The sequence below is a fragment of the Pseudomonas sp. LB3P25 genome (genome assembly GCF_054897985.1).
Map to the genome: position 1 here is coordinate 4726159 of NZ_CM142711.1, position 24053 is coordinate 4750211.

Consider the following 24053-nt stretch of genomic DNA (forward strand, 5'->3'; position numbering starts at 1 on the left):
AACGGCTCAGTTGCATAGATACAAAGTTAGCCTGGCAGATACAGCAGATTATCCCTTGCCGACTTGAATAACGGCATATTTTGCCTGAGCCGTTTTGTTAGCTTATAGAGGTGACAGGGCCCTAGGGATGTACGGGTCGCTACGGTGATGCTCTGACTCGCGACCTCCCCGGCCTGCTGTTCGCCGCGCCTATTACCGCTCCAAGGAGCTAGTTGGATGACAATACAATCTTCGAATGGCTACAGCGTTGATCCACAAACGTCTCATAAGTTTTATATCAACGGCCGTTGGTCTTCCCCCGCCATCCCGGCAAGTTTGCCGGTGATCAATCCGGCAACTGAAGAGGTCGTTGCGCAGGTCGCGCAAGGCACCGCCGAGGATGTTGATCGGGCAGTAGCTGCGGCGCGTGCAGCGTTTCCTGGTTGGTCTGCTACCGCCGCGGAGTCGCGCGCGCTTGTCCTTGGAAAGATCCATGACCTCATCCTTGAGCGAAAAGAAGTGCTCGCGCAGGCCCTCTCTCTTGAAATGGGTGCTGCCATCGGTTCCGCCCGGGCAATGCAAGTGCCTCTGGCGGCCGAACACGTTCGGGTCGCACGTGATCTTCTGTCCACCTATCGCTTCCAAACGGTTGAAAGCGGCACCGCGATTGAACGCGAACCCATAGGCGTCTGCGGTCTCATCACTCCGTGGAACTGGCCGCTTTATCAAATCACCGCGAAAGTCGCCCCGGCTATTGCTGCCGGGTGCACTGTGGTCTTGAAACCCAGTGAACTGTCACCTTTGAGCGCCCTTCTTTTTGCACAACTGGTGCATGATGCAGGCCTCCCACCGGGCGTCTTCAACCTGGTGAACGGAAGTGGTCCCGAGGTCGGCGCAGCAATCGCCGCGCATCCCGATATCGATATGATTTCGATTACCGGCTCCAACCGCGCGGGCGCGCTGGTCGCACAGGCAGCCGCCCATACGGTGAAACGCGTCACACAAGAACTGGGAGGCAAATCCCCGAACATTCTGCTTCCCGACGCCGATTTCGCCAAAGCCGTCCCACTGGGAGTAATGTCTGCATTTCGCAACGTCGGACAATCGTGCAGCGCCCCGACACGAATGATCGTCCCAAAGGACAGGCTGGCGGAGGTCGAATCGCTGGCTGCCGCAACCGCCAATGCGATCATCGTTGGTGATCCGCGATCGGAAGAGACGGTGCTCGGTCCAATTGCCAACGAGGCCCAGTTCAATCGCGTGCAAGCCATGATCGAGGCGGGCCTGAGTGAGGGCGCAAAACTCGTTTGCGGTGGACCAGGACGTGTGCCGGGCTTCGAAAAGGGCTTCTACACCCGACCGACTGTTTTCTCCGAGGTCGACTCCGCCATGCGGATCGCCCAAGAAGAAATTTTTGGTCCGGTACTGTGCATCATTCCGTATGAAACGATCGATGAGGCGGTCGTTATCGCGAACGATACGATCTATGGGCTGGGCGCCCATGTGCAGTCTCAGAACCTTGATCTTGCACGTGCCGTAGCCTCTCGTATCCGCGCGGGACAAGTGCTTCTGAATTATCCCGCCTGGAATCCAATGGCTCCATTCGGTGGCTACAAGCGATCCGGTAATGGCCGTGAATATGGTGTCTACGGCTTGGAGGAATACCTGGAAACCAAGGCAATTATTGGATTTGGCGGATCATCAGATAGTACTTCGCGCACGTAGAACTCAGAAGGCCCTCAACATACAGATCAATTCAGCACGTCTCTGCTCAGCCGTGCTGACTTGATTGGATTTCCTGGGCATTCCAAACGATCCAGGATAAATCGCGCCACTACAGCTGTCCCATCACTGTCAGTATTTGGTTTCAAGTGTTCCAGGTTGCGCCATGGCTGTTTAAACCTCAGCAACGGCCTCGCGGACGAAGTCTTCATAGGTGCGCAGCGGATGCCCGATGATGGCCTGTAGCCGGTCCACTGTTCCTTCAGCTGCTTGCATGCCGAACTTCTGGATACCCGCCATCATCAGGCGCATGTCATAAGCCAACCAGGCGGGGCCGTACGAGGCCATTTGTCCTTCGAAGGCTGCTACATCATCACCACCGTAGGCGATCTCGTGACTCAGGGCGGAACTCCAGATCTTCGCCACGGAGGCACCTGTAAGTGCCTGCGGCCCGACCAACTCCAGCGTTACACGATCCAGGGCAGAAGATGCCTTGTCGCGTCGCAGCAGCTCTACAACGGCGACATCGGCGATGTCGCGCGCATCTATCATCGAGACGCCCGCCGAGCCGATTGGCATCGGGTATACCGAGTAGTTCTGAATCGTTTGCTGGACCATGCGATCGTTTTGCATGAAGTAAGCCGGGCGCAGGATGGTTGCAGGGATGTCGAGGCTTTCGATCATGCGCTCAACCGTATGCTTGCCGGTGAAGTGCGGAACATTGGTGAACTTGTCGGCATGAATCACCGACAGGTAGACGATGCGCTCGATGCCAGCCTCCTGAGCGAGGTTCAGCGTGATGAGGGCTTGCGTTACCTCATCGGGCGTAACGGCGTTGAGCAGGAACAGCGTCCGCACCGACGACAGCGCGACGCGCATCGAAGGTACATCGGTGAGGTCTGCGACAACTTCAGTGACGCCTGCCGGGAAGTCCCGCTTACCAGGTTGGCGCACAAGGGCTTTGACCTCGGCGCCCGCGTCGGCAAGGCCCCGAGTGATGAGTGAACCAATGGTGCCCGTGGCACCGATAACGAGAATGCTCATTTTGAATCTCCTGCAGTGATTAGATGGAGTGGATCAGCGAGAGAAGTCCGCAACGACTTTTCCAGTCCCTGAAACGGTACGGTTGCGTTCAACTGCCTTGGGGATGTCGGCGAAGCCAACGACCTCGCCGATCCTGGACTGCAACGTGCCGCTGGCGATTTCCTGAGCCAGCGACTCCAGAAGTTCGGGGTCAGGTTTGTTCATGAACCAGAGGCCTCGGCGATTCGCCGGCGTGCGCGCCAGAATGTCGGGTGATGACGTGCCTACAATGACGCCGTTCTGCGTCAGCACCTGCCAAGAGCGATCCAGTACCTCACCTCCGACATAGTCGAGCACCAGGTCAATGTCCCGGACGACTTCCTCGAAACGTTGGAGTTGATAGTCGATGACATGATCGGCGCCGAGGCTGCGTACATAATCCAAGTCAGCAGTGCCCGCAGTTGAGAAGACCTCGGCGGCTGCCCGCTTGGCGTACTGCACGGCATAGGCGCCCAGCCCACCTGCCGCGCCGTGAACAAGGATTCGCTGGCCTGGATGGATCGGCCCCGCATGATGGAGGCTCTTCCAGGCCGCCACGGCTGCTACGGGTATAGCGGCAGCATGGACGTCGTCAAGATCTTCAGGCGTACGGGAGAGGCTCGCTTCACTGACCGTCACGAATTCGGCGTACGCGCCCAGCCCTCCCACCGCGCCCATGACGCGATCGCCAACACGGAAGCGAGAGGCTCCGGGGCCAACAGCATCGACAACACCCGCCATTTCGGCGCCCAGTACTATTGGCAATGGAAGCGGGAAAGCATTTCGCACATTGCCTTCGCGGACCTTCCAATCGATGCCGTTCACGCCGGCGGCTCGAACTCGAACCAGAACCTGGCCTTGCCCTGGTTCTGGCTTTTCGATCTCGGCCACTTGCGCGGCGTCAGCGCCGCCGTGTGCCCGGACCAGTACAGCGCGTTGAATGGTGCTCATTGCAGTTCCTCGTATCGAGTTCCGATGACGAGAAGGTATTCTGTTGCACTGACAAAACGAAGACGCCAAAATATAGATACGTCGTTTCAAAAATGGAACACCATGAACCTGAACGCTCTGATCGATTTCACGCTCGTCGCAACAAATGAGGGGCTGGGAAAGGCAAGCCGTGCGAGCGGCATATCCAAAGCAACCTTGTCGCGCCGAATCTCCGATCTTGAGGAACAACTGGGCGTGAGGCTGATCGAGCGCAGCGCTCGCGGTCTGAAGCTCACCGAAGCCGGCGAGATGCTGATGGCTCGAACCGAAGGTCCGTTGGGCGAGGTGGCCGAAGCCATGACGGCGGCCCGTGAGGGAGTTTCGACGCCTCGCGGACGCTTGCGTGTCGCTGCCCCAGTCCTGTTCTCCCAGCTTGCGATGGGCCGCATTGGAGCCGAATTCTGTGCGGCCTACCCGGAGGTCGTAATCGAAGTCGTGGCGGAGGATCGCCTGGTCGAACTGGTCGAGGAACAATTTGACGTCGCCATTCGGATCAACCCGAGTCCAGACAGCAGTTTGGTCGGCCGGTGCTTCGCCAAGGACCGGCTGGTAGTTGTGGCTGCGCCTGAAGTACCTAAGCCAATGCCCGGCGCGATCAGACCAGTTCCTAGCATCGTGGCTTTGAATTTCCAGCCCACCAACTGGAAACTCGATGGAGGACACTTGGTCCTGGAGCCGATTCCAAAGCTGCGGTTCTCTTCGTTACTGATGATCCGCGATGCTGCTATCGCTGGCGGAGGCGCAGCCCTCATTCCACAGTCCATAGCATGGAACCAGCTTGCCTGTGGCGAGTTGGTCCAGTGGGGCACGGTATCTGGTGTAGAACCCGAGCTCTGGGTCTTGCACACGTCCAGACGTCTTGCTGCTCCGAAGGTTCGCGCATTCGTCGATTTTATTTGCGCTAAATTCCCGGACATGTCTCTGGTACTAAAGGGATAGAAGACCGTTCACTGGTCTCGGGTATTGATTCGAACGTCCAGCCAGAGTCGTTTTCAGTCGGTCGCGACAGGCTGAAAACGGCCAAAAGCAATGGGATGGACTCCTCCTCACCTCGGCATCTTGAGTGCCAGACTGAAGGTGCGAACCACAGTCAACAGTGAGAAGGAGTCCACATATGAAGCTTATGCGCATTGGGGTCGACCTGGCCAAGAACGTGTTTCAGATCCACGGTGTGGATTGCCATGAGAAGCCGGTCTGGCGGCAGCGGCTACCACGTGATCGCTGGCTTCAAACGGTGCTGGAAAAGGTCGAACCTGGTTGTGAGATCGGCATGGAGAGTTGCGGTGGGGCCCATCATTGGGCGCGGCAACTCGAAGCTCGAGGATTTCGAGTCAAGCTGATCGCCCCCCAGTTCGTTAAACCTTATGTCAAAAGCAACAAGAACGACGCGAACGATGCCGAGGCGATCTGCGAAGCGATGAGCCGTCCCAGCATGCGCTTCGTCGCCATCAAGACGATCGAACAACAGGATATCCAGGCGACGCATCGCATCCGGGCCGGCTTAATCGAACAGCGGACGGCCAAAGCCAATCAGATCCGTGGGCTGGTCGCCGAGTACGGTCTCGTTGCACCGAAGGAATTGCTGATGCTGCGTCGTGCAATACCGTGCTGGCTAGAGGATGCGGATAACGGTTTGACGGCACGCTTTCGTCGTCTACTGGATGGTTTGTGGGACGACCTTCGTGCGCTGGATGGGCGTGTATGCAAGCTCGACGGCGAGATCACTGCGATCGCGACAAACGAGCCGTCCGCCGTTCGCCTTCAACAGCTGCGCGGTGTCGGTCCAATGATCGCCACAGCGCTCGTCGTCGCTCTCGGTGATGCCCGTCAGTTTGCCAATGGTCGACAGTTTGCCGCCTCGCTGGGACTGACACCGAGGCAACACAGTTCTGGTGGTAAGGATCGACTGCTCGGTATCAGCAAGCGCGGTGATACGTATCTGCGAACATTGATGGTGCATGGCGCACGCTCGGCGCTACGCACAGCCAAATCCAAAGAGGATCGGCTCAGCCAGTGGGCCGTTCGTTTAGCCGAGCGATCGCATCCCAATGTGGCCGCTATTGCGCTGGCCAACAAAACTGCACGCATGGCTTGGGCGATGCTGCGTCACGGCACTGATTACCAACCGAATCAGGCTGCAGCCTGATCTATTTACCCGACGTGTTCTACGAGAGAAACAACTCTTAACCACGATTGCGAAGCAACCTGAACGATGGCAAACCGGTCGAACCGGCGTCGGCAAAACCCTCGAATGTCCAAGTGCGAAAAGCACGAAAAAGCGATCGGGAGCCGGCGCGCGAATAGCCCATCATGGCCCTGCATCGAAACGATGCCGTATTTAGAGGCCGAATATACGTGTGCAGTCGGCACGGGCGCCAAAGCAACGGGGCTTGCAATAAGGAGGAGTCCATATACGGTCATCCAAGATAGGCAGCTTTAGGCCAAAAACAGTCCGTCAGGAGCGGCAGCTTTCAGCCAAAAGCTGACACTCAAAAATGTCTACACAAAAACTGGTGCGATTCAGTCTGGTCAGTCTTGAGTGCCACTCCCTCGCGTAGCGCGGTCCAAGCTTGTTCATCAGCGTGCAACGATTCAGCCTCGCGGTGGAGCATACAATCAAGCAAATTCCAGACGAGGCCCGACAAAACTCAACAAGCGACCGAATCAAATACTTCCCTACCTATCCCCAAGTCGGTCACCTGAAGCCAACACCCCCACACGCCAGGCCCTCGGATTAATCCCCTCGACTTTCAGAAAACTGCGACAGAAATGCGCCTGGTCGCAGAATCCACATTCGGCACTGATTTGTGTAAGCGTCATATCGGAATCGACAATCATTTGCTTTGCCTGGGAGATGCGCTGCCGGTTGATCCAGTCCTGCGGCGAGAAGCCCATACTGCGTTTGAACGCCCTGGAAAAATGACTGCGTGACATCACGCAGGCTACGGCTAACCGCGCCACAGTCAGATCGCTGCTTAAGTTATCCACGATCATTTGCTTGGCCAGCCGTTGCCGCCAAAGTGCCAGTCCGCCCACTTCTCCTGCGTCGTTTTGTTTATCCGAATGTTCAGCGTTTGGTAAACAGTACGCGCGCGCAAGGTTCGCCATAACAGATGCTCCGGCAAGGGATTTTTTTGAATGGGGAGTTGTGCAGGTGCTAACAAACGAAAGCTACGGCTGCTATAGAGGTCACAGAGATTAGCCGAGCATTTCCCGATAAATCTTGAAGAATCTTGCAGGCTAACGCATTTGCAGCTGCGTACAATCGCCTGGTTTCATTACCCGGATGGCAGGAGACAGACTTCGTGCATGATGATTTTGGTACCGATGTCGGAAAGAATTCCGTCAATGTCTGGACGATGGCGGATCTTTACGACGCCGAGCTGTTAAAAGGCGCCTACTTCGACCATCGCTATCCGTGGCATACCCATGAAGAACTCAGTCTGGGGGTGGTGCTTGCCGGAGGCGTTCATCTGCGAACTCTCCGTTCAGACGGCATCGCCAGGCGCGGAAGTTTTGTCTTGATCAATCCAGACGAACTCCATTGCGGACGACCAGATGCGGGCGGTTGGTTGTGCCGAACGTTGCATATCCATCCGGACGTATTTCTGGAAATAGCCATGAGCACCTTTGGGATATCCGGGCTACCGATGTTTGCCAGCCCGGTGATTGAAGATCCCGTACTGACTACAAACCTTCTGGACCTTCATCGTCTCTCGGAGACTCATTGTTCATCGCTTGAGCGCCAGTCCCGGATCACTGAAATGATCATCCGTTTGCTCACGGTGCACGGTAGTCGTATGTGGCTGCCTGACACGACCCGCTCTGAGCCGTCAGCGATCACTCTTGCGCGTTCCTATCTTGATGAAAATCTGTCGGACAAGGTGACGCTTGATGACCTCTCCAAATTGACTGGATTGCCATCGTTCCGGCTAATGAGGACGTTCCGCCAGAACTGCGGGGTGACACCGCACGTGTATCAGTTGCAGGCACGGGTGCGGCGAGCGCACAAACTATTGAGAACAGGCATTGGTCTGGCTGAGATAGCCATGGCTTCGGGGTTCGCCGATCAGCCGCATTTGAACCGGGTATACAAGTCAATCATGGGCGCTACACCGGGCCAGTTCCGGCGTAGTCGAAATAGCTGCGCTACTCATTAAAAAATGCGCGGCCAATCATGCATTGAGCGGTGATTACGGCGTGTCGCGACTGTAGATTAGTGGACCTAAAATTCGCGTAAGAGCGCGATTTTTGTTCCGATTCTAACTGTCAAATCTGCTCTAAGTGTTTTTACACAGCCTCGACCGCTTCTGGCCGTTCTCTGCCTCTTGCGATGGACAGTTTTGCTCGATTACTGTCAGTCAGCAACGTCAGCTTAGGTTCGACTTTAGCAGGCCATATGGGCGAGCAAGCGAACAAATGGGCCGTTCCTAACGTCATAGGTACAAGGCTGATTCAGGCTTTTTCCCAGAGACTCGCCGCTATAGAAACCGATCATGCTGATAGAATCAGACCGTTTGCACATAACACCCATCTGAGAAATGGCGTGAACGAAGAACTGACTGAAGAAGAGATACGCCAAGCGCTGTTTGGCGGTGCAGAGCCCCTTTCGCAGGCTCATGCCTTTCCTGTGCAAGACACCCACTCGGATATCGCGACCTCACAGTCAGCAAAGGCGGCGGAGAAAAAGAACGTAGTGAAAGCGTTCACGCCCAGGTTGAAAGTCACGCTGCGGGTCGGCAATGAGTTTGAGGGCAAGAGGCACGAAATGGTCCATGTGGCGGATACGCTCAGTACTCTTCTAGCAGAACAAGAAGCGACCAAGGCGGCCAAGAAGAAATTCCGATTTGTAGAAGTGGTTTCCGTAAAGCCGATGTAGCGTGACTTCACAACATGCCATTAAGGATCAGTGCTCCCACCAACACCTTGATGCGCCCCATTACAACACCATCCCTTCAGCAACCAGAATCAGCAGTTCCTCGACCATACGAGTGCCCTGGGTAGTGGACAACAGTGCGATGGGCTGTTCCCAGGCGAAACGCTGCTTAGGTTTGCTAAGCCAGCGCTGGGCTTTTTTGACGTCCCCGAACAGCACCTCGACCATTGCTGTCACATGCGCAAGACGGAACAAACGATCACTCTCGCCCAGGCTTAAGCGCTGACTGCGAGCCAATCGGGTGTTGAGGATACCAAGCGGAATAATCTGATTAAGGGCTACTGCGTCGTATCCGCCCAACTCGCTAAGCATTTTGACTCTCTCGGCTGCGAATCCAGCCGCGATAAGCTCGTGGATCTCCTGCTCTGATGCGCCGACGGCAATTTGCAGTGACGCTTCCAGACGGAGTCGGTACTGACGGTAAGCCGGTTTGGGCAGCAATTCAGCCAACATAGGTCGCCTCTTGACTTGCCATGGTCTGTTCAGCCTCCGGTGACTTTCACTGCATGAAAAGATGGGCTGGTCGCAAAGCCCTGTCAACGGACACACCTGACAACATCAAATTCACCGTGAAGGAAAAGCCGATTTGCAAGACGTCAGTTGGCCACAGGCATATCCGCCATCGGCGAAAACTCGATCGACGATCAGTTTAAGACCGCGGTGAGCGGTCAAGTAAATTGAAAACACTACTGATTTGCGATAAACGCTGTCGCTGCAGCTGCATCAATTGTGTCGAAATGGCATTGGGCTTGTGCTGGTCCCACCGCCTCATGCCTTTTGGTCACCAATCGCTGCTTTTGTCCTTACTTGAACGAGCCGCCTCGACTGCATCGGAGGCACTGCGAGAACCGGAGGCACGCCGTCGCTTTTTGCCTTCCATGCGCACGATTTGTAGGGGGCTGGGCATCACTTCTTCCAACAGCGAACTCAAACGCTCCAGCTCGCCGATTGCGCGCAAAACGGCGATCAGGTTGATCAAGGTGCCTTTGCCCTGATTGAGCATCAGGTGCAACGTCTGACGGCTGATCGCCGCGTTCTCGGCCACCGCCTCGAGGCTGATGTTCTTCTTCAACCGCAGCGATTGCAGGCGTGCCCCGACAGTGGCAGCGAGGACTTGATCCGATTGAACGCGAAGTCGCATAGCGTCTATTTTCCTAGACATTAACTGGAAAACATGCACTTTACGTCAGCAATTCTAGACAGTACAGCAAAGAAACAACCGCCTGCTCGTCGCCACTGATGAGTCCCGCAGGCCACGGCCAATACTGACCTGCATTGTGAGGCTCATCGGCTACGCTCAAGAGCGCTGGCGCTGAGCAGCTGCAAATCAGCTCTGTTTAGCCGTGGCGTACCGCGCATCGCGTTTTTCAGCCCGCAAATGTTGCTGAGGTTTGAGAATCTTGCATTCTCAAACCTCATCAATTGCTCGCCAGAACGATAAAAATGCATACGACGGATTTACCCTTTCCTAACCAGTGGGTAACCAAGCAATCACATTACACTTGCCTGAATGCCCAGTGATCGTAACTCTGATGTCAATATCTCAATGTCAATTGATCAAAACCAAACCAAGCCAAGACCCTATCTCTCCTAAGCTTTAGCCAAGTTGAATCGTTTTGACACGATGTGTCTGCCCATAAAACGATGCAGTACGAGCTGTCCGGCCGATACGGATCGGCTGACTCGGGGTCGAACATTTCGAGGAAGGGATGGGTTTCGTACACCACCAGGCTGCCACCGGGCTTGAGGGTTTGTGCGACATGGCGCAAGAATTCGGCGATGTCCGGCATCCAGTTCAACACACCGATGGTGATCAGGGCCACGTCGAAGCGGCCATGAAGTTCAGTCGGCAAGTGATGGATGTCTGCCTCGATGAACTCAGGCGCATGAGGCGAGCGTGACGCCAGTTCCCGCGCCTGATCGAGGAAGGCCTCGGACTGGTCGACGCCCACGACGCAGCGAGCACCCAGCGCAAACAACGACAGGCTTTCGCGCCCGTTGTTGCAGCCCAGTTGCACCACGTCTTTGCCGTCGACGCCGACCTGCTCCAGCAAACCGCGCAGCGTGTCATCCATGCAGCAAAAATCCCGATGGCTGACCGCCGTCAAACGGGCCCGCCATTCGGGGGTGTCTTTGTGGTGTCGGGCGGAGTCATTCCAGGCATCGCGGTTGCTGGCGATGGCTTTTTCTTTTGTCGGCATTTCCTTTGCGCGCTCCAGACTGGGGTCTTGATTGACCGGCACGAGTCTAGATCAGGCTTTCGAAAAACCCCATTCAGCCTTTGTTCAAATCTTGTAATCCGGGCATCGCAAACGCGTCCCCGTATGGCAGCTATAGTTAATGTCCTTGGGGAATGCGGGAAAAACCGATTTCGCAGGTGCTGCCATGAACACAACCGATCTGAGACTACTGCTCGCCCTCTGCCTGATCACCACAACCGGTGCTCACGCGGACGACAGCCTGACACCCACTACCGATTACAGCAGTGCGTTCAACTATTACGGGGCCGACCAACCCTTCGCTCACCCTGTGCCACCGTCACTGAGTACGGTGCCGCCAGGGTCGTACATCCCGACAGCGCCTCAGGACTTCATCCCCATTTCGAGCCAGCATGAGTTCTACGACTCAAGGTTGCCGACAGTAGCGGATGCCACGGTTCGCGTGTTCATCCGCTCCTACGATCAGCAACGCGGTGTCTACATTAACGAAGAGGTCCTCGACCCCACGTGCCTGCTCGCGTGCCTCAGCCGTCAGGGGCCATTGATGCAATAAGGCCTACCACTGGCGTTTGTCCGGGCGCGCGAGGCCGAGTTTTTCGATCCGGTAGCGCAGCATGTCGCGGCTCAGGCCCAGCAGCCGTGCGGACTTGGTGACGTTCCAGTCGGTCTTGTCGAGCATCTTGCGCACCATGTCGCGCTCCACTTCCGGCAGGTTCATGGACTCGGTGCCGTTGTAGACCGGACGTGGCTCGCTGTGTTGCGGCTCTTGCTGAAACAGCAGCGGCTCATCCACCAGGCTCAGGCACACGTTCAATTGATGGGCGGCGATGGTGTCGCTCTGGGCCAGCAGCACGGTTTGCTCTAGCATGTTGCGCAACTCGCGCACGTTGCCCGGCCAGCTGTAGCTGAGCAGCAATTCCTCGGCCTGATCGCTGAAATACAGGTTCGGTTTGCCATAGCGTTTGCCGTGAATTGCCAGAAAGTGTCGAGCCAGCAGCAGGATGTCTGCGCCACGGACATAGAGGCGCGGCACCTTGATCGAGATGATCCGCAAACGGAAGAACAGGTCGCGGCGGAACTTGCCCTGCTGGACCATTTGTTCAAGGTTGCAGTTGGTCGCACTGATCACCCGCAAATCGACCCTGCGCTCCTTCACCGAGCCGACCCGGCGGATGGTCCGGTCCTCCAGCAGCTTCAGCAGTTTGGCTTGCAGCAACAGGTCCATCTCGCCGACTTCATCGAGAAACAGCGTCCCGCCATCGGCCGCTTCCACCAGCCCGACGCGGCGGTCCTTGGCGTCGGTGAAGGCGCCCTTCTCGTGGCCGAACAGCTCCGACTCCACCAGGTTGGAAGGAATCGAGGCGCAGTTGAATTCAATGAACGGGCCTTTGCTGCGCGGGCCGTCGAAGTGCAACGCACGGGCCACCAGTTCCTTGCCGGTGCCGGTCTCGCCTTCCACCAACACCGGAGGCAGATCGGTATTGGCCATGCGCCGCTCGGCGTCGAGTAACTGGCCAATGGTGCTTTTGAGGTACTGCATCGGTGCCGATTCGCCGATCAATGCCTGCACCCCTGACCTCTGCGCTTCGCGTTCCTGATAGAACGACAGTGTGCGTTCCATTCGGTCGGTGGCCAGGGCCTTGTCCAGCAGCAGCTTGAGCTCCGGCAAGGCCACCGGTTTGGTGACGTAATGGAAAGCGCCCTCTTTCATCGCCACCACGGCGTCGTCGACGTTGCCGTAGCCGGTCATCATGATCACTTTCAGATCCGGCGCGCTGATGCGCAGCTTCTGGATCAGTTCGTGACCGCTCATGCCCGGCAGCGAGTTATCGGTCAGCACCACGTCCGGGACGAAAGTGCCCAATTGCTCCAGCGCGTCCTCAGCCGAGTGGCAGACCGTCACCTCGAAGTCCTTGCGCTCCAGGTAGGTCTGAATATTCTCGGCGAGGAGTTCATCATCCTCGACCAGCAGAATGCTGTGCTCCATATACCCCTCCCGTTGCCACTTTAAAATTGAGACAAACGCGGGTTCCTTCCTGCTCTCGGCTGGTCAATTCGACCGAGCCTTCGAAACGCTCCATTATTCTTTTGACCAGGGCCAGGCCCACGCCCAACCCTCCTTGTTTGGTGGTGAAAAACGGCTTGAAGGCCATTTTTTGTTGCTGTGTGGTCATGCCCTTGCCGGTATCGCTCAGGGTCATGCGCACGAGTCCGGACTGCGGTGTTTCGATATCGATACTCAGCACGCCACCCTTGGGCATGGCTTCCAGGGCATTGGCAAACAGGCTATTAAGAATTTGCGTGAGCAACACCTGTTGGCTGACGACCGGCGGACAACTCTTTGGCGTGAAACGCACTTCGATGCTGGAGCGTTTAATCAGCGCGTCAAACGCACTCAACGTGTCGTCGATGACCAGCACCAGATCTACCGTTTCGTAGTCGTCGTTTATGGGTCGCAATGACACCAGCAACTCCCGAACCCAGCGCGACATGCGGTCGACCTGACTGATGATGTCGCCGATGTTCTTCTGCGCGTTCTGGCTGGCGATTTCCTGAGCCAGTTCAGCGCTGGAACGAATGTTGGCCAACGGATTGCGCAAGCTGTGGGCCACTGCCGAGGACATTTCCCCCAGCGCGACGAAGGTCTCGTTGCTGATCAGTTGTTTCTGCTGGCTCTGCAGCAGCATGGCCGCACGCTGCACAATCCAGAACAGCCCGAGGTAGATGGCCAGACCGCCCAGTACAGTTGCCAGCCAGATCAGCTTGAAGCCACGCTGGATGCGTTCCACCAGGTCAGCGGGTTCCTTGTAGATCTCCACCATGGCGATCACTTTGCTCTTGTCGGCATTGAACATCGGGATGTAGTTCTCGATGAACAGAAATTCAGGCTCACGCAGCAGTTGCTGCTCAGGACGCTCCTCATCGATTTCGTGGTAGCTGGTGGACACGAGTTCCTTCATTTCGAAGGACTCATCCAGTTCCTCATCACCTTCGACGCGCATGCCAATCATTTTCGCATTGGTCGACCAGACCACGGTGCGATCCAGGGCGTACACCACCGCCAACAGCGTGTCCGGCAGGTGTTCGACATGATCGAGAAACTCTAGGCGGGCAGCGGCACGGGCCGCCGGATCTACGTCGGGATAGGTAATGTCATCGCGCGGATCGAGCATTTCGCCCATGGTTCTTTGCAGGGTGATGCCGGCATGGCGAATTTCCGCATCACCAATGGCCTGAATGAACTGCGCAGTCAGCATGGAATCACGCTCGATGCTCTCATCGACGACGAAACGCGTGGACACATAGCCCAACCCCAGCGCCACGGCGGCGATGATGAAAAAGCTGCCCAGGGAAAACCAGCGCAGCAAGTCGAACTGTCCTCGCCAGTCCTTGCTTTCTGCTGCCGACATAGCCGACGCAGGTATTTTTTGTTGTCCTGGTATCTGCATAGGACCTTCCCGGATGCCTTGCATCAAGCCTTTTCAGCCGTGGTTCGGATCAGTGTAGGTGGCATTGATCGAGACTGACGGCCCCAATGATAGGAATAAGCCGCTATTGCGTTTGCGCCGCCTGTAGCGGTTGCTGACGATCGGTTTCTTCCTGCAAAAAACCCACGATGGACTGCGCCGCGTTCTCATCCAGGCGCAGGTTGGGCATGGGGATTTTTTCGAAACGTTCAAACAGTTCCAGCGCGATCGGGTCTTTTTCCGCCAGCATGCGGTCCGGTTCGCGAATCCAGCGACTCAGCCAGGCCGGATCACGCTGACGGGTGACGCCGATCAGGTCCGGGCCGATGCTGCGCATGCCGATGCCCTGCCCGTCCATCGGACCCAGGCTATGGCACGACGCGCAGCGGGTGCGAAACAGTTCTTCGCCATTGCTCGGCGGACGAATCTCGGGCGCATCCGCGTAGTTTTCTTCAACGCTGGGCTGCTTCCAGTTCTGCAGCGTGTTGGCCAACTGATCGGCCAGAATCCACGGATTTTCGAAAGGTGAAGCTTTCATCCAGCGGCCCGTGGCCTGGTTACCCACGATCAGGCTCAGGTTGTGGTCCTTGGTGCGGCCATTGTCGACGCCTTCGATAAACAGCCCGAGTTTTTTCCGCAGATTGGTGATGTCGGCAAATTCCCCGGTGAGAAACTTCCAGCCCGGCCCGACTTTGAAGCGTTGTGCGTAGGCCTTGAGCACGTCGGGTGTATCGCTTAAGGGGTCGATGCTGATGGAGTAGAAAAAAATGTCCTGGCCGACCCGGTCCCCCAGCAACTTCTGCACCTGACGCAGGCGCGCGGTTTCCAGCGGGCAAGAGTCGCTGCATGACGTGAAGATGAAATTGATCACCACCACTTTGTCCTTGATCAAGTCATCAAAGAAACGCACCTGCCGACCGTTCTGATCGGTCAGCAAGGTGTTGGGGAAGTAATCGCCGCCCCAGGGTGTCGCCGACTCCGTCGGTGACGCTGACACCGACGGAGCAGCTTCATGAGCCACCAGCACCCGACTGGCCAGCAGGCAGGTGACCAGCATCAACATCAGGTGCATGCCCAGGGCGCGGGAGCGCGGCGTATGCATTTTCATGTCGGCTCCCTCGCGGTTCATGGTTTGACCACCACTTTAGGGCCGAAACCGTCGCCAGTGCGGAAGGTTGGCAGCGCGGCGGAGTTCACGTAGCGCACACCATCCCAACTTGGCAGCGGTGTCGGCATCAGCTGGAATTGCCCGGGTTTTTCAATGTCCCAGCGCAGCAGCATGGAGTTGTCCTCATGCTGAGTGTTGTGACAGTGCTCCATGTACGTCCCGGCGAATTCGCGGAAGCTGATCGCCATCTCGACGCTGTCCAGGCCATCCTTTTCCGAGCCGATGCGGTACACGTCCTTGCGTGCCCATTTTTCCCATTCCGGTGGCGCCTTGCCGCCGCGACTGAGGATGATCCCCTCCTCGAAGTGCACATGCACCGGGTGGCTCCAGCCCTCGCCGCCGAGCTTGATGTTCCACACTTCCAGGGTGCCGAAACCGGCGGCACCGGCATCGGTGGGGCCACTGGCCAGTTGGGTCGCGGTGTTCAAACGCCGTGGGTCCATGTGGAAACCGAAACCGCCGTCAGTCTTGACCGTCCAGGGCGCTTCATCGGTGCCGTCGGAACGGCCGAAGGTGAAGGTGCGGTGACGGGCTTTGGCCAGCAGCACCTTGTCGGCAGCATTGTCGCGGTGAATCTTCAACGGGATCATCACCAGGCCTTCAGCCTTGCCCGGTTTGGCCGGTTCATAAGCGGCCGGGTCCATGGCCAGGTCCTGGCCGGTGTACGCCTTGACGTTGAGTTGCAACACCTTGCCTACCGCCGGATCACCGTCCTCCCACTTCGGCCCCTTGCTGGTTTGCTTGATCACGGCTTTGTATTTTTCGGACAGCACGTTAGCCAGGGAGACGGGTTCTTCCGGGCCCTTACCGTCTTCGTGCACCAGCAGGTTGACGAAGAACAGCTTGTCGCCCGGTTTGATCCCGTTTTTCGAGAAGTTGACGATGATGTCGAAACGTTCGGCGATGCCCAGGGTTGGCAGGATCGCGTTGTGGTTCTGTTTATCGCCGTCGGCATCCAGGTCCATGCTGCCGTCGAACGGCACGCTGTGTTCCATGATGTTGCCGTCGTTGGCAATCATGTGGAACGGCACGCGGGCATACGACACTCCCGACCCGGCAGGCCCCTGGAACTCCCCGCTGGTGCCCTTGATCTCGCGCACGAGCGCCAGTTTGAAGAAGCGCGACACTGAGCCATTGAGCATGCGGAACCGATAGCTGCGGGCGCGCACATCCAGGATCGGTTTCCACTGCCAGTTGACCAGCACCTGATCACCGAGGAAGCCGTCGGTATTGAACGGGTTGAACCACAGTTGACCGTTTTTATCCCACGCCTTGTCCGCAAACAGCAGGTTGACGTCATAGTCGCGGTTACCCCAAGGCAAGGCGCTGCCACTGGGAAGTCGCAGGTTGACGCCGTCATTCACCGATTCATTACCGCGGTCCAGGGCGCTGTAGTAGTTCATCATTGCCGCGTTGCCCTTGTAGACGTTCTGCGCGGTGAAATCGAGCATGTGGTCGTGAAACCAGTGGGTGCTCATGGTTTCGCGCCAGTCGCCGCGGATCTTGATCGTGCCGTGGTCGCAGGTCTTGCGGCTGGGGATGAGGTCGTTGGTCCACAGGGTTTCGCCCGGCGCGCACGGAAAGGCTGCACGCGGGTCTTCAGCCTTGGTGTTGATGCTGTCGTAGCCGGCCAACTGGATCGGCCAGCGATAGTCGTAAAATTGCCCGGGGAAGAAAAACGCATTGGCATAACCGTCGCTTTCCGCCGGTGTGTGGCCGTTGTGTTCGTGGGTGGTGATGGTGTGCAAACCGAACCCCATGTTCGCCGACGGGTCGATCGGCAAGCCGTTGTAATGACGCATCAACGTGGGTTGCCCGTAACGCACCATCAGCAATTTTGGCGGCAAAGTGCCGTCAAAGGTCCAGACCGAGTTGTGATTCTGAATCGGCATTTTCGGGTGGAAACGCGCATCGACGCCCTTGGCGGTGCCATCGGTCGCCGGTATGCCAGCCACGTTGTGATAGAGGCCGCCTGGGCCAAACTCGCCCACGGCATAGCGGTGCATCTGACGACTATCACGCCCACCGGTATTCAACCGTGCGCCGGTTTGCACGGTCTTGTAGGCCATTTGCGGGTAAAACTCGTTCCAGCGCTGGTGCGACCAGCCTTTTCCTGGCGGACGGCCTTCAGCCGAGGAGCCGATACGGCGGTTGAGGAAAAATTCGATCTGCTTCTGCCACGGGTTACGGTCGATCACGTTGGAGTACAGACTCGGGAACGGTGTCAGCCCCGGTTGACGCAGAAAGGCGTCCAGTGCCGCACTCGGTGGCGCACTGCGGGCCGCACTGGTGGGGTCCTGCTGTGGCAACGGGCCGATGGCTGCCGGTGGAAAACCCAACGGCGCCGCCGGTGTGGTGGGGTCGAGTTTTTCCGGGCCGAATTCTTCGAACAGCACCAACTGCTGAGTGAACGGCTGAGCGCCATACAGTGGGCTCGGCTTGCCATTGGTGGGGTAGTTGAAACTGGTCTGCACCGCCGGCGGCAGGATGTTTTCCTTACGCGTGTCGTCTCGGCTGCCTTTGACGCCACCGGGTAAATCGAAGGAATCTCTGTTGGCCTCGGGCATGGTCAAAATGGCATTCAACGCCCCCGCTTTGTCAGCCGGTTCATCGTAGTAAGCCGAGGGGTCGGAAGGTTCTGGCTGTCGCTCATCATCGATGGGGCTGGCGCGCAGGGTCGCCGTGCCCAGCGTCATTGTCAGAAGGACGCTCAGAGGCGTCAGGAGGCCAAACCGTTGGAAGGGGTACCGCGCTTTTCTGTCCATCACCAGCCGCCTCGAAGTCATGAGTCATGAAGGGGGTAATGGGGGCAGTGCAAGGACCTCGCCAGACTTGTAATCGTTTTTTACGAAAGGATTAACACTTAACAAAACAATGGCTTGTCAACATCAATGTGCCATAACCGGGGAAAACGACTGGGGAATGACACCCGCTAACGGGGAAAGTTCACACCCGTTTTCAGGGGACCAATTTGAACGACAGACGGACACTCGTGCCCTCGCCTTCACGGCTTTCCAGGGTCACCGCACCACCAAACCGCTCCATGATCCGCTTGACCAGCACCAGCCCGACTCCCAGCCCGCCTTGTTTGGTGGTGAAAAACGGCCGGAAGGCCATGCTGCGCTGTTCTTCGTTCATGCCTTTGCCGGTGTCGCTCACCACCACGCTGAGACCACCGGAATCGGTCGGCTCCAATGTGATGGTTAACGTGCCGCTCTTGTCCATGGCTTCCAGTGCATTGGCCAGCAAACTGTTGAGGATTTGCGTCAACTGCACCTGCTGGCTCAGGACCATGGGCGTCAGCTTCGGGTCGAACACCACGTGGACCGAGGCTTTGGTGATTTGATGCTCGAAAGCCATCAGGCTGTCATGCAGCGCCGCCACCAGATTGACAGGCTCGGCGTCATCGTTGAGCGGACGCAAGGATTGCAGCAGCTCCCTCACCCACGTCGACATGCGATCCACTTGGCCGATGATGTCGTTGATGTTCTTGTGGGCCGGGCCGCTGTCGAATTCCAGCGCCAGTTCGGCACTTGAACGGATGGTCGCCAGTGGATTACGCAAACTGTGGGCGACCGCCGACGACATCTCGCCCAGGACGACAAAGGTTTCGTTGGTGATCAGTTGCTTTTGTTGCACCGCCAGCAAAATGGCCGCCCGGCGCACGATCCAGTAGAGCCCCAGGTAAATCAGCCCGCCGCCCAGTGCAGTGGCCAGCCAGATCAGCACCAGACCACGCTCCATGCGGCTGATCAGGTCCTTGGGTTCCTTGTAGATCTCGACCATCGCCGTGACTTTGTCGCCGTTGGCATCGAACAACGGAATGTAGTTCTCGATGAAGATGTATTCCGGGGGCGTCACGAACTTCTGTTCCAAGCGGCTCTTGTCCACATCGTGATAACTGGCCGACACAGGAATTTTGGAAGCAAAGGCTTGATCCAGGTCTTCGTCGGCATGGATCGTGGTGCCCATTAACGCCGGGTTGGTCGACCAGATCACCATGCGGTCGGGGGCATAGATATTGGCCAGGATCACGTCCGGCAAGTGCTCGACATGGTCGAGGAATTCGCCCCGGGCAATGGCGCGGGCCAGCGGGTCGACGTCGGAATAGTCCTTGTCTGTGCGCGGATCGAGCAGCTCGCCCATGGTCCGCACGTTGGGAATCGAAACGTGGCGCACCTCGACCGAGGCAATCGCCTGAATGAACTGGGACGTCAACAACGCATCGCGTTGCACGCTTTCGGTAATCACGAACCGGGTGGACACCGACCCCAACGCCAGCGCTACCGTGCCAATCACCGCCATGCTGATGAGCGAAAACCAGCGCAATAAATTGAACGGCTGCTTGCGCGAGCTCAGGCAAACATCACCCTCCTCGGCCTGGAGTGTTTGAGTAGGCATGTCCATGGACGTGTTCCCGACGATTCCCCCTATAGGGTTATAGCCCACTAATAGCCGTTTGCCCGACGTTGGGTCTCGTCCCCCCCACTTCCTCCTTATCCCCATCTCCCCCCAATCCTGGGGACAGTGGCCCGCTCCCAAAAACCGCGCTCCGATGCCGTTTGTGAGTGACACGCCCGTGACTCGGGCCTCTACAGGCCGTTTTCGCCGGTTGGTATGGAAGTTGCCGACCCCCCTCTCAACTGACCCGCCTCCATGGGGCAGGCATTCCGATATAGAGGGCTTAACTCATGCACCCTTTACTGTCCAAAACCGCGGCCGCCCTGATCGTTAGCGCACTGGCCCAAGGCGTCGCCCAGGCGGCGCTTTTTGCCGTCGACCCCGGCCCCTACCTGCCAGCCAATGGTTCGTTCGCCGCCTGGTATCAGGACACTCACGGTCGAACCCTCGATCTTTGCCTGTCCAAGGCCGTCAGCTCGCGCGTGCCCAGCGCGCCGGGCGCACCGACGTACATGTGCAACTTGCTGCCGACCCCCGGGATCTTCGACGACACGCAACCGCTCGTCTTCCCGAGCAACTTCCCTGATGAGGCGTTCTGGTTCACCGGCGACGGCACCATCGTCGACGCCGCCCGAGGTATCGACCTGACCTATGTCAGCGCCGTTGAAGCCGCCTTCAGCGGTGGCGAACCCGTCGAAGGTGACCAGATCAGCTTCGCCCGCATCCGCATGCGTATCGATGTACCGACCGCGGGCACCTACGTCATTACCCACCCCTACGGCGTCGATGTCTTCAACGTCGATACCCCCGGGCGTCGGGCGATCAACATGACCCGGGACATCGGTATCGGTGCGTCGAAGACTTACGACGGCGCGCTCAAAGGTGACATTGGACCGTTCCTGCGCAGCGTCAATGGCCCCTACACCGAGACCAATCCGGTCACCGGTTCAGCCGAGCAATTCGTCGGCGACCCGAACCTGGAGGAGGCCTTCACCGGCAGCCCTTTCAATACCAATTACATCCGCATTGAAGGACCCAACGGGCTGGATTTGCGCACGACGGTGATGGCCATCTCCGGCAAGTTGGCGACAGTCGCCCGGCCGACGCCAATGATCACCCAGCGCAGCACCTACTCGCGTAAACCCGGCGCCAGCGCTCCAGTGGCCCAGCAAGACGTGTTCGTCCTGGCCCCGCCGCCACCGGCCAAAGTGACTCTGGACAGCAACAACCCGGTGTTGAACCTTACCGAGGCCAACACCACCGGCAACTGGTATGCGCAGTCTTCGACCAACCCGAGCTTGCCGAGCACTTTGCAAGTGACCGCCGACAACCACCTGGCCATTGCTAGCAGCACGCCGACCACCTTACCCATGCCCCTGACTGACCTGGTGGTGATTTCACGTGCCGAGTACAGCCTCAGCACCGGGCAAATAACGGTCGTGGCCTCGACCAGCGACGAAACTTCGCCACCGGTGCTCACGGCCACCTCTGGCACAGGTGTCGCCATCGGCGCCCTCAGTGGCGATGGAGCCGTGAAATCCCTGGCCACCGGCATCTCGCCGATACCACCGGCCAAGGTTCGAGTGACGTCATCCAATGGCGGCAGCGACACCGAAGAAGTGGTCATCGTGCAATGAACGCTCACATGCCCAGATCCTCATCAGGAGGCATCATGAACAATTGGCCACGCCTGGCGCTCAACGCCCTGGGACTGACGCTGTCGCTGTCGCTGTCCGGCAGTGCTTTCGCGCAACTCGCTGCAGTCGACCCCGGTCCTTATACCTTTGCCTCTGGGAAATTCCCGATCTGGTATCAGGACAAAAATCTGCTGTCGATGGAACTGTGCCAGTCCCGGGCCGCCAGCTCGCGGGTGCCGGCTGCCACACCACCGGCCTACATGTGTACCCTGCTGCCGACACCGGGCATTTTCGACGACACCCTGCCGATGGTGTTCCCGGATAACTGGCCAGATGAAGCCTTCTGGTTCCTCGCCGAGACCAACATTCCCAACAATGCCGCTGGCTATGGAATGGACGCCTACGTGGCCGGGGTAGAAGCAGCTTTTGCCGGCGGAAATCCGCTCGATGGCGATCAAATCAGCTTTGCGCGGATTCGTATGCGGATAAACGTGCCCGTCGCCGGGACCTACACCATCACTCACCCTTATGGCGTGGAAACGGTCAAAGTCACCACCCCCGGTCGTCGCGCAATCAACATCACCAGAGACATCGGCGTCGGTGCGCCGGGAGTTTTCAACGGGGCATTGAGCGGTGCTATCGGGCCATTCCTGCGCAGCGTCAACGGCCCCTACACCGAAGTGAACCCGGACACCGGCGCAATCGAAACCTTCGTCGGCGACCCGAATCTCACCGAACAAATCACCGGCAGCCCCAACAACACCAACTTTGTGCGCATCCAGGGCCCGGCCGGGACGATCCAAAGCAACCTGTTCACGCTGGCTGGCAAAGTGCTCGACAATCGTGCGCAAACCCATGTCGACCTTAGCCGTGCAACCTACCGTCGCATCGTCTCGGGCACTGGTACCAGCACCCGGGTCGAAGTCTTTGGCAAAGCGGACAACAGCTCTAAATTGTGCTTCCGCGAAACCGTCGCCCTTGTGCCAGGCCCACCGCCTTCACCCTGCCTGACCAACATGGTGGGTGACGGCACCGGGTTGTACTTCGGCCAGCGTCTGCTCAGCGGCCCCGTGCCTCCGGTCGTGGTGCTCACCGCCACCAACCCGGCCGGCACCACCCGCCCTACGGCGGTCTCGAGCAAGCTCACCGACCTGGTGAAAATCCAGACCGCTCGCTACACCTGGAGCAATCACAGCCTGCTGATCGAGGCCACGTCCACTGATGAAGTGGCGGTGCCAGACATGGTCGCGCAGGGTTATGGACGTCTGTCGAAAACCGGCACCCTGCAAAAAATCACCGTCGCCGATCTGCCCCAGCCACCCGCAACTGTCACGGTCAAATCCGCCGCTGGTGGTAGTGACACCGAGCCTGTCGTCGTGGTGGGCGCTGCACCGGATGCCGGCGAGAACCAGGCGCCACTGTCCGTGGCCGACACCGGCAGCACCAGCTTCGGCGTGCCGATCACCCTCAACCTGCTGGCCAACGACAGAGACCCGGACGGCAACACGCCACTGAGCATTAGCGCGCTGACCCAACCGGCCGCAGGCCAGGGCACCGTGGCATTGAGCGGAACGACAGCGGTGGTCTACACCCCGCCCGCCGTGGTCGCTGTGCCGTTAACCACGACCTTCACCTACAAGGCTCAAGACATCAAAGGCCTGGATTCGGCTACCCCAGCGACCGTGACCATCACCGTGGCGCCTAACCGGCCACCGGTGGCAGTCGCCGACGCCGTCGCGACCCTGGGCGTGGCGATACCGATCAACGTATTGGCCAATGACACTGATCCGGAAGGCAACGTGCCTTTGGCTGTCGCCAGCCTGACCCAACCTGCGGCCGGCCGTGGCACCGTCAGCAGCAACGGCACAGTGATCACCTACACCCCACCGGCTACGGTCACGACGGCCTTCACTACAACCTTCACCTACATCGCCCGGGACAGCTTCGGCGCCCTGTCGACACCGGCCACGGTCACGGTGCAAGTCTCACCAAGGCCTGTTGCGGAAACCTTCACGGTGACCACGGCGACGGTGTCGGCTCGCTCCAACAACCGCTTCACCTGGAGCTTTGCAGGCACCTCATCGGTGGTCACCGGCAACACCATCACCATCAGAGTCTCCACCCCGACCGGGCTGGCAACCCTGGGCACCACCTCGGTACCGGCGAACGGTCGCTGGAAGCTGACGGTGAACAACACCACGACGGTGATTCCATCGGCGAACCCGACAGCCACCATCACCTCGTCCCAAGGCACCGTGCGCACGGTCTCGGTGATCTCGAACTGAGCCCTCGCCCCACCCGCCGATTCGGTGGGTGGGGCCGGCCTCTTCCCAAAGGACGCCGCCCGGAGCTGGCTCGCTCCCACAGTGGATTTTCGTCGTTCACAAAATCTGTGTCCCATGAAGATCAATGTGGGAGCGAGCCTGCTCGCGATCGCGGTGTGTCATTCAACATTGATGGTGGCGGACCCAC

18 protein-coding genes and 1 pseudogene are annotated in these 24053 nt (G+C 58.3%); 8 read left to right on the forward strand and 11 right to left on the reverse strand.

All coding sequences use genetic code 11. The features are described 5' to 3' along the window. Nucleotides 1-216 precede the first annotated feature (216 nt). Entirely contained in the window at nucleotides 217-1704 is a 1488-nt protein-coding gene (locus tag ACYZTW_RS21580) for an aldehyde dehydrogenase family protein (RefSeq protein WP_462001722.1), read from the forward strand. A 171-nt stretch (nucleotides 1705-1875) separates the two neighbouring features. Here ACYZTW_RS21580 and ACYZTW_RS21585 read toward each other — a convergent pair whose 3' ends face one another. Beyond that, a complete protein-coding gene (locus tag ACYZTW_RS21585) occupies nucleotides 1876-2745 on the reverse strand; it encodes an NmrA/HSCARG family protein (protein WP_462001723.1) in 870 nt (289 codons plus the stop codon). A 33-nt stretch (nucleotides 2746-2778) separates the two neighbouring features. Next, nucleotides 2779-3714: an NADP-dependent oxidoreductase gene (locus ACYZTW_RS21590; protein WP_462001724.1), complete on the reverse strand. Its 936-nt coding sequence runs from the start codon at nucleotides 3712-3714 to the stop codon at nucleotides 2779-2781. Between the two features lie 102 nt (nucleotides 3715-3816). On the opposite strand from ACYZTW_RS21590, the gene ACYZTW_RS21595 reads away from it, so the two are divergent. After that, nucleotides 3817-4692, forward strand: coding sequence for a LysR family transcriptional regulator (locus ACYZTW_RS21595; RefSeq protein ID WP_462001725.1), 876 nt, complete (start codon nucleotides 3817-3819; stop codon nucleotides 4690-4692). A gap of 175 nt (nucleotides 4693-4867) precedes the next feature. Beyond that, a complete protein-coding gene (locus ACYZTW_RS21600) occupies nucleotides 4868-5899 on the forward strand; it encodes an IS110 family RNA-guided transposase (protein ID WP_140894597.1) in 1032 nt (343 codons plus the stop codon). A gap of 530 nt (nucleotides 5900-6429) precedes the next feature. Here the strand turns inward: ACYZTW_RS21600 and ACYZTW_RS21605 are convergent. Beyond that, nucleotides 6430-6861, reverse strand: a complete 432-nt coding sequence (locus ACYZTW_RS21605) for a helix-turn-helix domain-containing protein (RefSeq protein WP_462001726.1) — start codon at nucleotides 6859-6861, stop codon at nucleotides 6430-6432. A gap of 197 nt (nucleotides 6862-7058) precedes the next feature. Between ACYZTW_RS21605 and ACYZTW_RS21610 the strand changes: the two genes are divergently transcribed. Together ACYZTW_RS21610 and ACYZTW_RS21615 are read left to right on the forward strand one after the other, a co-directional pair. After that, the gene (locus ACYZTW_RS21610) at nucleotides 7059-7913 is read left to right on the forward strand and encodes a helix-turn-helix domain-containing protein (RefSeq protein ID WP_462001727.1); all 855 of its coding nucleotides are present in this window, start codon (nucleotides 7059-7061) and stop codon (nucleotides 7911-7913) included. Between the two features lie 386 nt (nucleotides 7914-8299). Continuing rightward, nucleotides 8300-8632: a hypothetical protein gene (locus ACYZTW_RS21615; protein WP_462001728.1), complete on the forward strand. Its 333-nt coding sequence runs from the start codon at nucleotides 8300-8302 to the stop codon at nucleotides 8630-8632. A 60-nt stretch (nucleotides 8633-8692) separates the two neighbouring features. On the opposite strand, the gene ACYZTW_RS21620 is transcribed toward ACYZTW_RS21615, so the two are convergent. The 3 genes and pseudogenes from ACYZTW_RS21620 to ACYZTW_RS21630 form a co-directional block, all read right to left on the reverse strand. Then, entirely contained in the window at nucleotides 8693-9142 is a 450-nt protein-coding gene (locus ACYZTW_RS21620) for an antitoxin Xre/MbcA/ParS toxin-binding domain-containing protein (protein ID WP_462001729.1), read from the reverse strand. A gap of 328 nt (nucleotides 9143-9470) precedes the next feature. Further along, nucleotides 9471-9830 (reverse strand): XRE family transcriptional regulator, encoded by a 360-nt coding sequence (locus ACYZTW_RS21625; protein ID WP_462001730.1) that lies wholly within the window; start codon nucleotides 9828-9830, stop codon nucleotides 9471-9473. A gap of 508 nt (nucleotides 9831-10338) precedes the next feature. Continuing rightward, nucleotides 10339-10890, reverse strand: a pseudogene (locus ACYZTW_RS21630) (class I SAM-dependent methyltransferase); the annotation flags it as partial. Between the two features lie 184 nt (nucleotides 10891-11074). Here ACYZTW_RS21630 and ACYZTW_RS21635 point away from each other — a divergent pair. Continuing rightward, nucleotides 11075-11461 carry a hypothetical protein gene (locus ACYZTW_RS21635; protein WP_462001731.1) on the forward strand — a complete coding sequence of 129 codons (387 nt, stop codon included), beginning with the start codon at nucleotides 11075-11077 and terminating at the stop codon, nucleotides 11459-11461. A 3-nt stretch (nucleotides 11462-11464) separates the two neighbouring features. On the opposite strand, the gene ACYZTW_RS21640 is transcribed toward ACYZTW_RS21635, so the two are convergent. From ACYZTW_RS21640 to ACYZTW_RS21660, 5 genes are all read right to left on the reverse strand, one after another. Beyond that, a complete protein-coding gene (locus ACYZTW_RS21640) occupies nucleotides 11465-12895 on the reverse strand; it encodes a sigma-54-dependent transcriptional regulator (protein ID WP_462001732.1) in 1431 nt (476 codons plus the stop codon). Next, on the reverse strand, nucleotides 12864-14357 hold the full coding sequence (locus tag ACYZTW_RS21645) for an ATP-binding protein (protein WP_462001733.1): 1494 nt from the start codon (nucleotides 14355-14357) through the stop codon (nucleotides 12864-12866). The genes ACYZTW_RS21640 and ACYZTW_RS21645 overlap by 32 nt, the downstream gene beginning before the upstream one ends. A 103-nt stretch (nucleotides 14358-14460) precedes the next feature. Further along, complete coding sequence (locus tag ACYZTW_RS21650; protein ID WP_462001734.1) at nucleotides 14461-15483, reverse strand: SCO family protein; 1023 nt, start codon at nucleotides 15481-15483, stop codon at nucleotides 14461-14463. 17 nt (nucleotides 15484-15500) lie between these two features. Further along, nucleotides 15501-18308, reverse strand: coding sequence for a multicopper oxidase domain-containing protein (locus tag ACYZTW_RS21655; RefSeq protein ID WP_462001735.1), 2808 nt, complete (start codon nucleotides 18306-18308; stop codon nucleotides 15501-15503). 193 nt (nucleotides 18309-18501) lie between these two features. Beyond that, nucleotides 18502-19950 carry a sensor histidine kinase gene (locus tag ACYZTW_RS21660; protein WP_462001736.1) on the reverse strand — a complete coding sequence of 483 codons (1449 nt, stop codon included), beginning with the start codon at nucleotides 19948-19950 and terminating at the stop codon, nucleotides 18502-18504. A 284-nt stretch (nucleotides 19951-20234) separates the two neighbouring features. Here ACYZTW_RS21660 and ACYZTW_RS21665 point away from each other — a divergent pair, with 284 nt between their 5' ends. Together ACYZTW_RS21665 and ACYZTW_RS21670 are read left to right on the forward strand one after the other, a co-directional pair. Continuing rightward, nucleotides 20235-21581, forward strand: a complete 1347-nt coding sequence (locus tag ACYZTW_RS21665) for a hypothetical protein (RefSeq protein ID WP_462001737.1) — start codon at nucleotides 20235-20237, stop codon at nucleotides 21579-21581. A 35-nt stretch (nucleotides 21582-21616) separates the two neighbouring features. Continuing rightward, the gene (locus ACYZTW_RS21670; protein ID WP_462001738.1) at nucleotides 21617-23866 is read left to right on the forward strand and encodes an Ig-like domain-containing protein; all 2250 of its coding nucleotides are present in this window, start codon (nucleotides 21617-21619) and stop codon (nucleotides 23864-23866) included. Nucleotides 23867-24053: the final 187 nt, after the last annotated feature.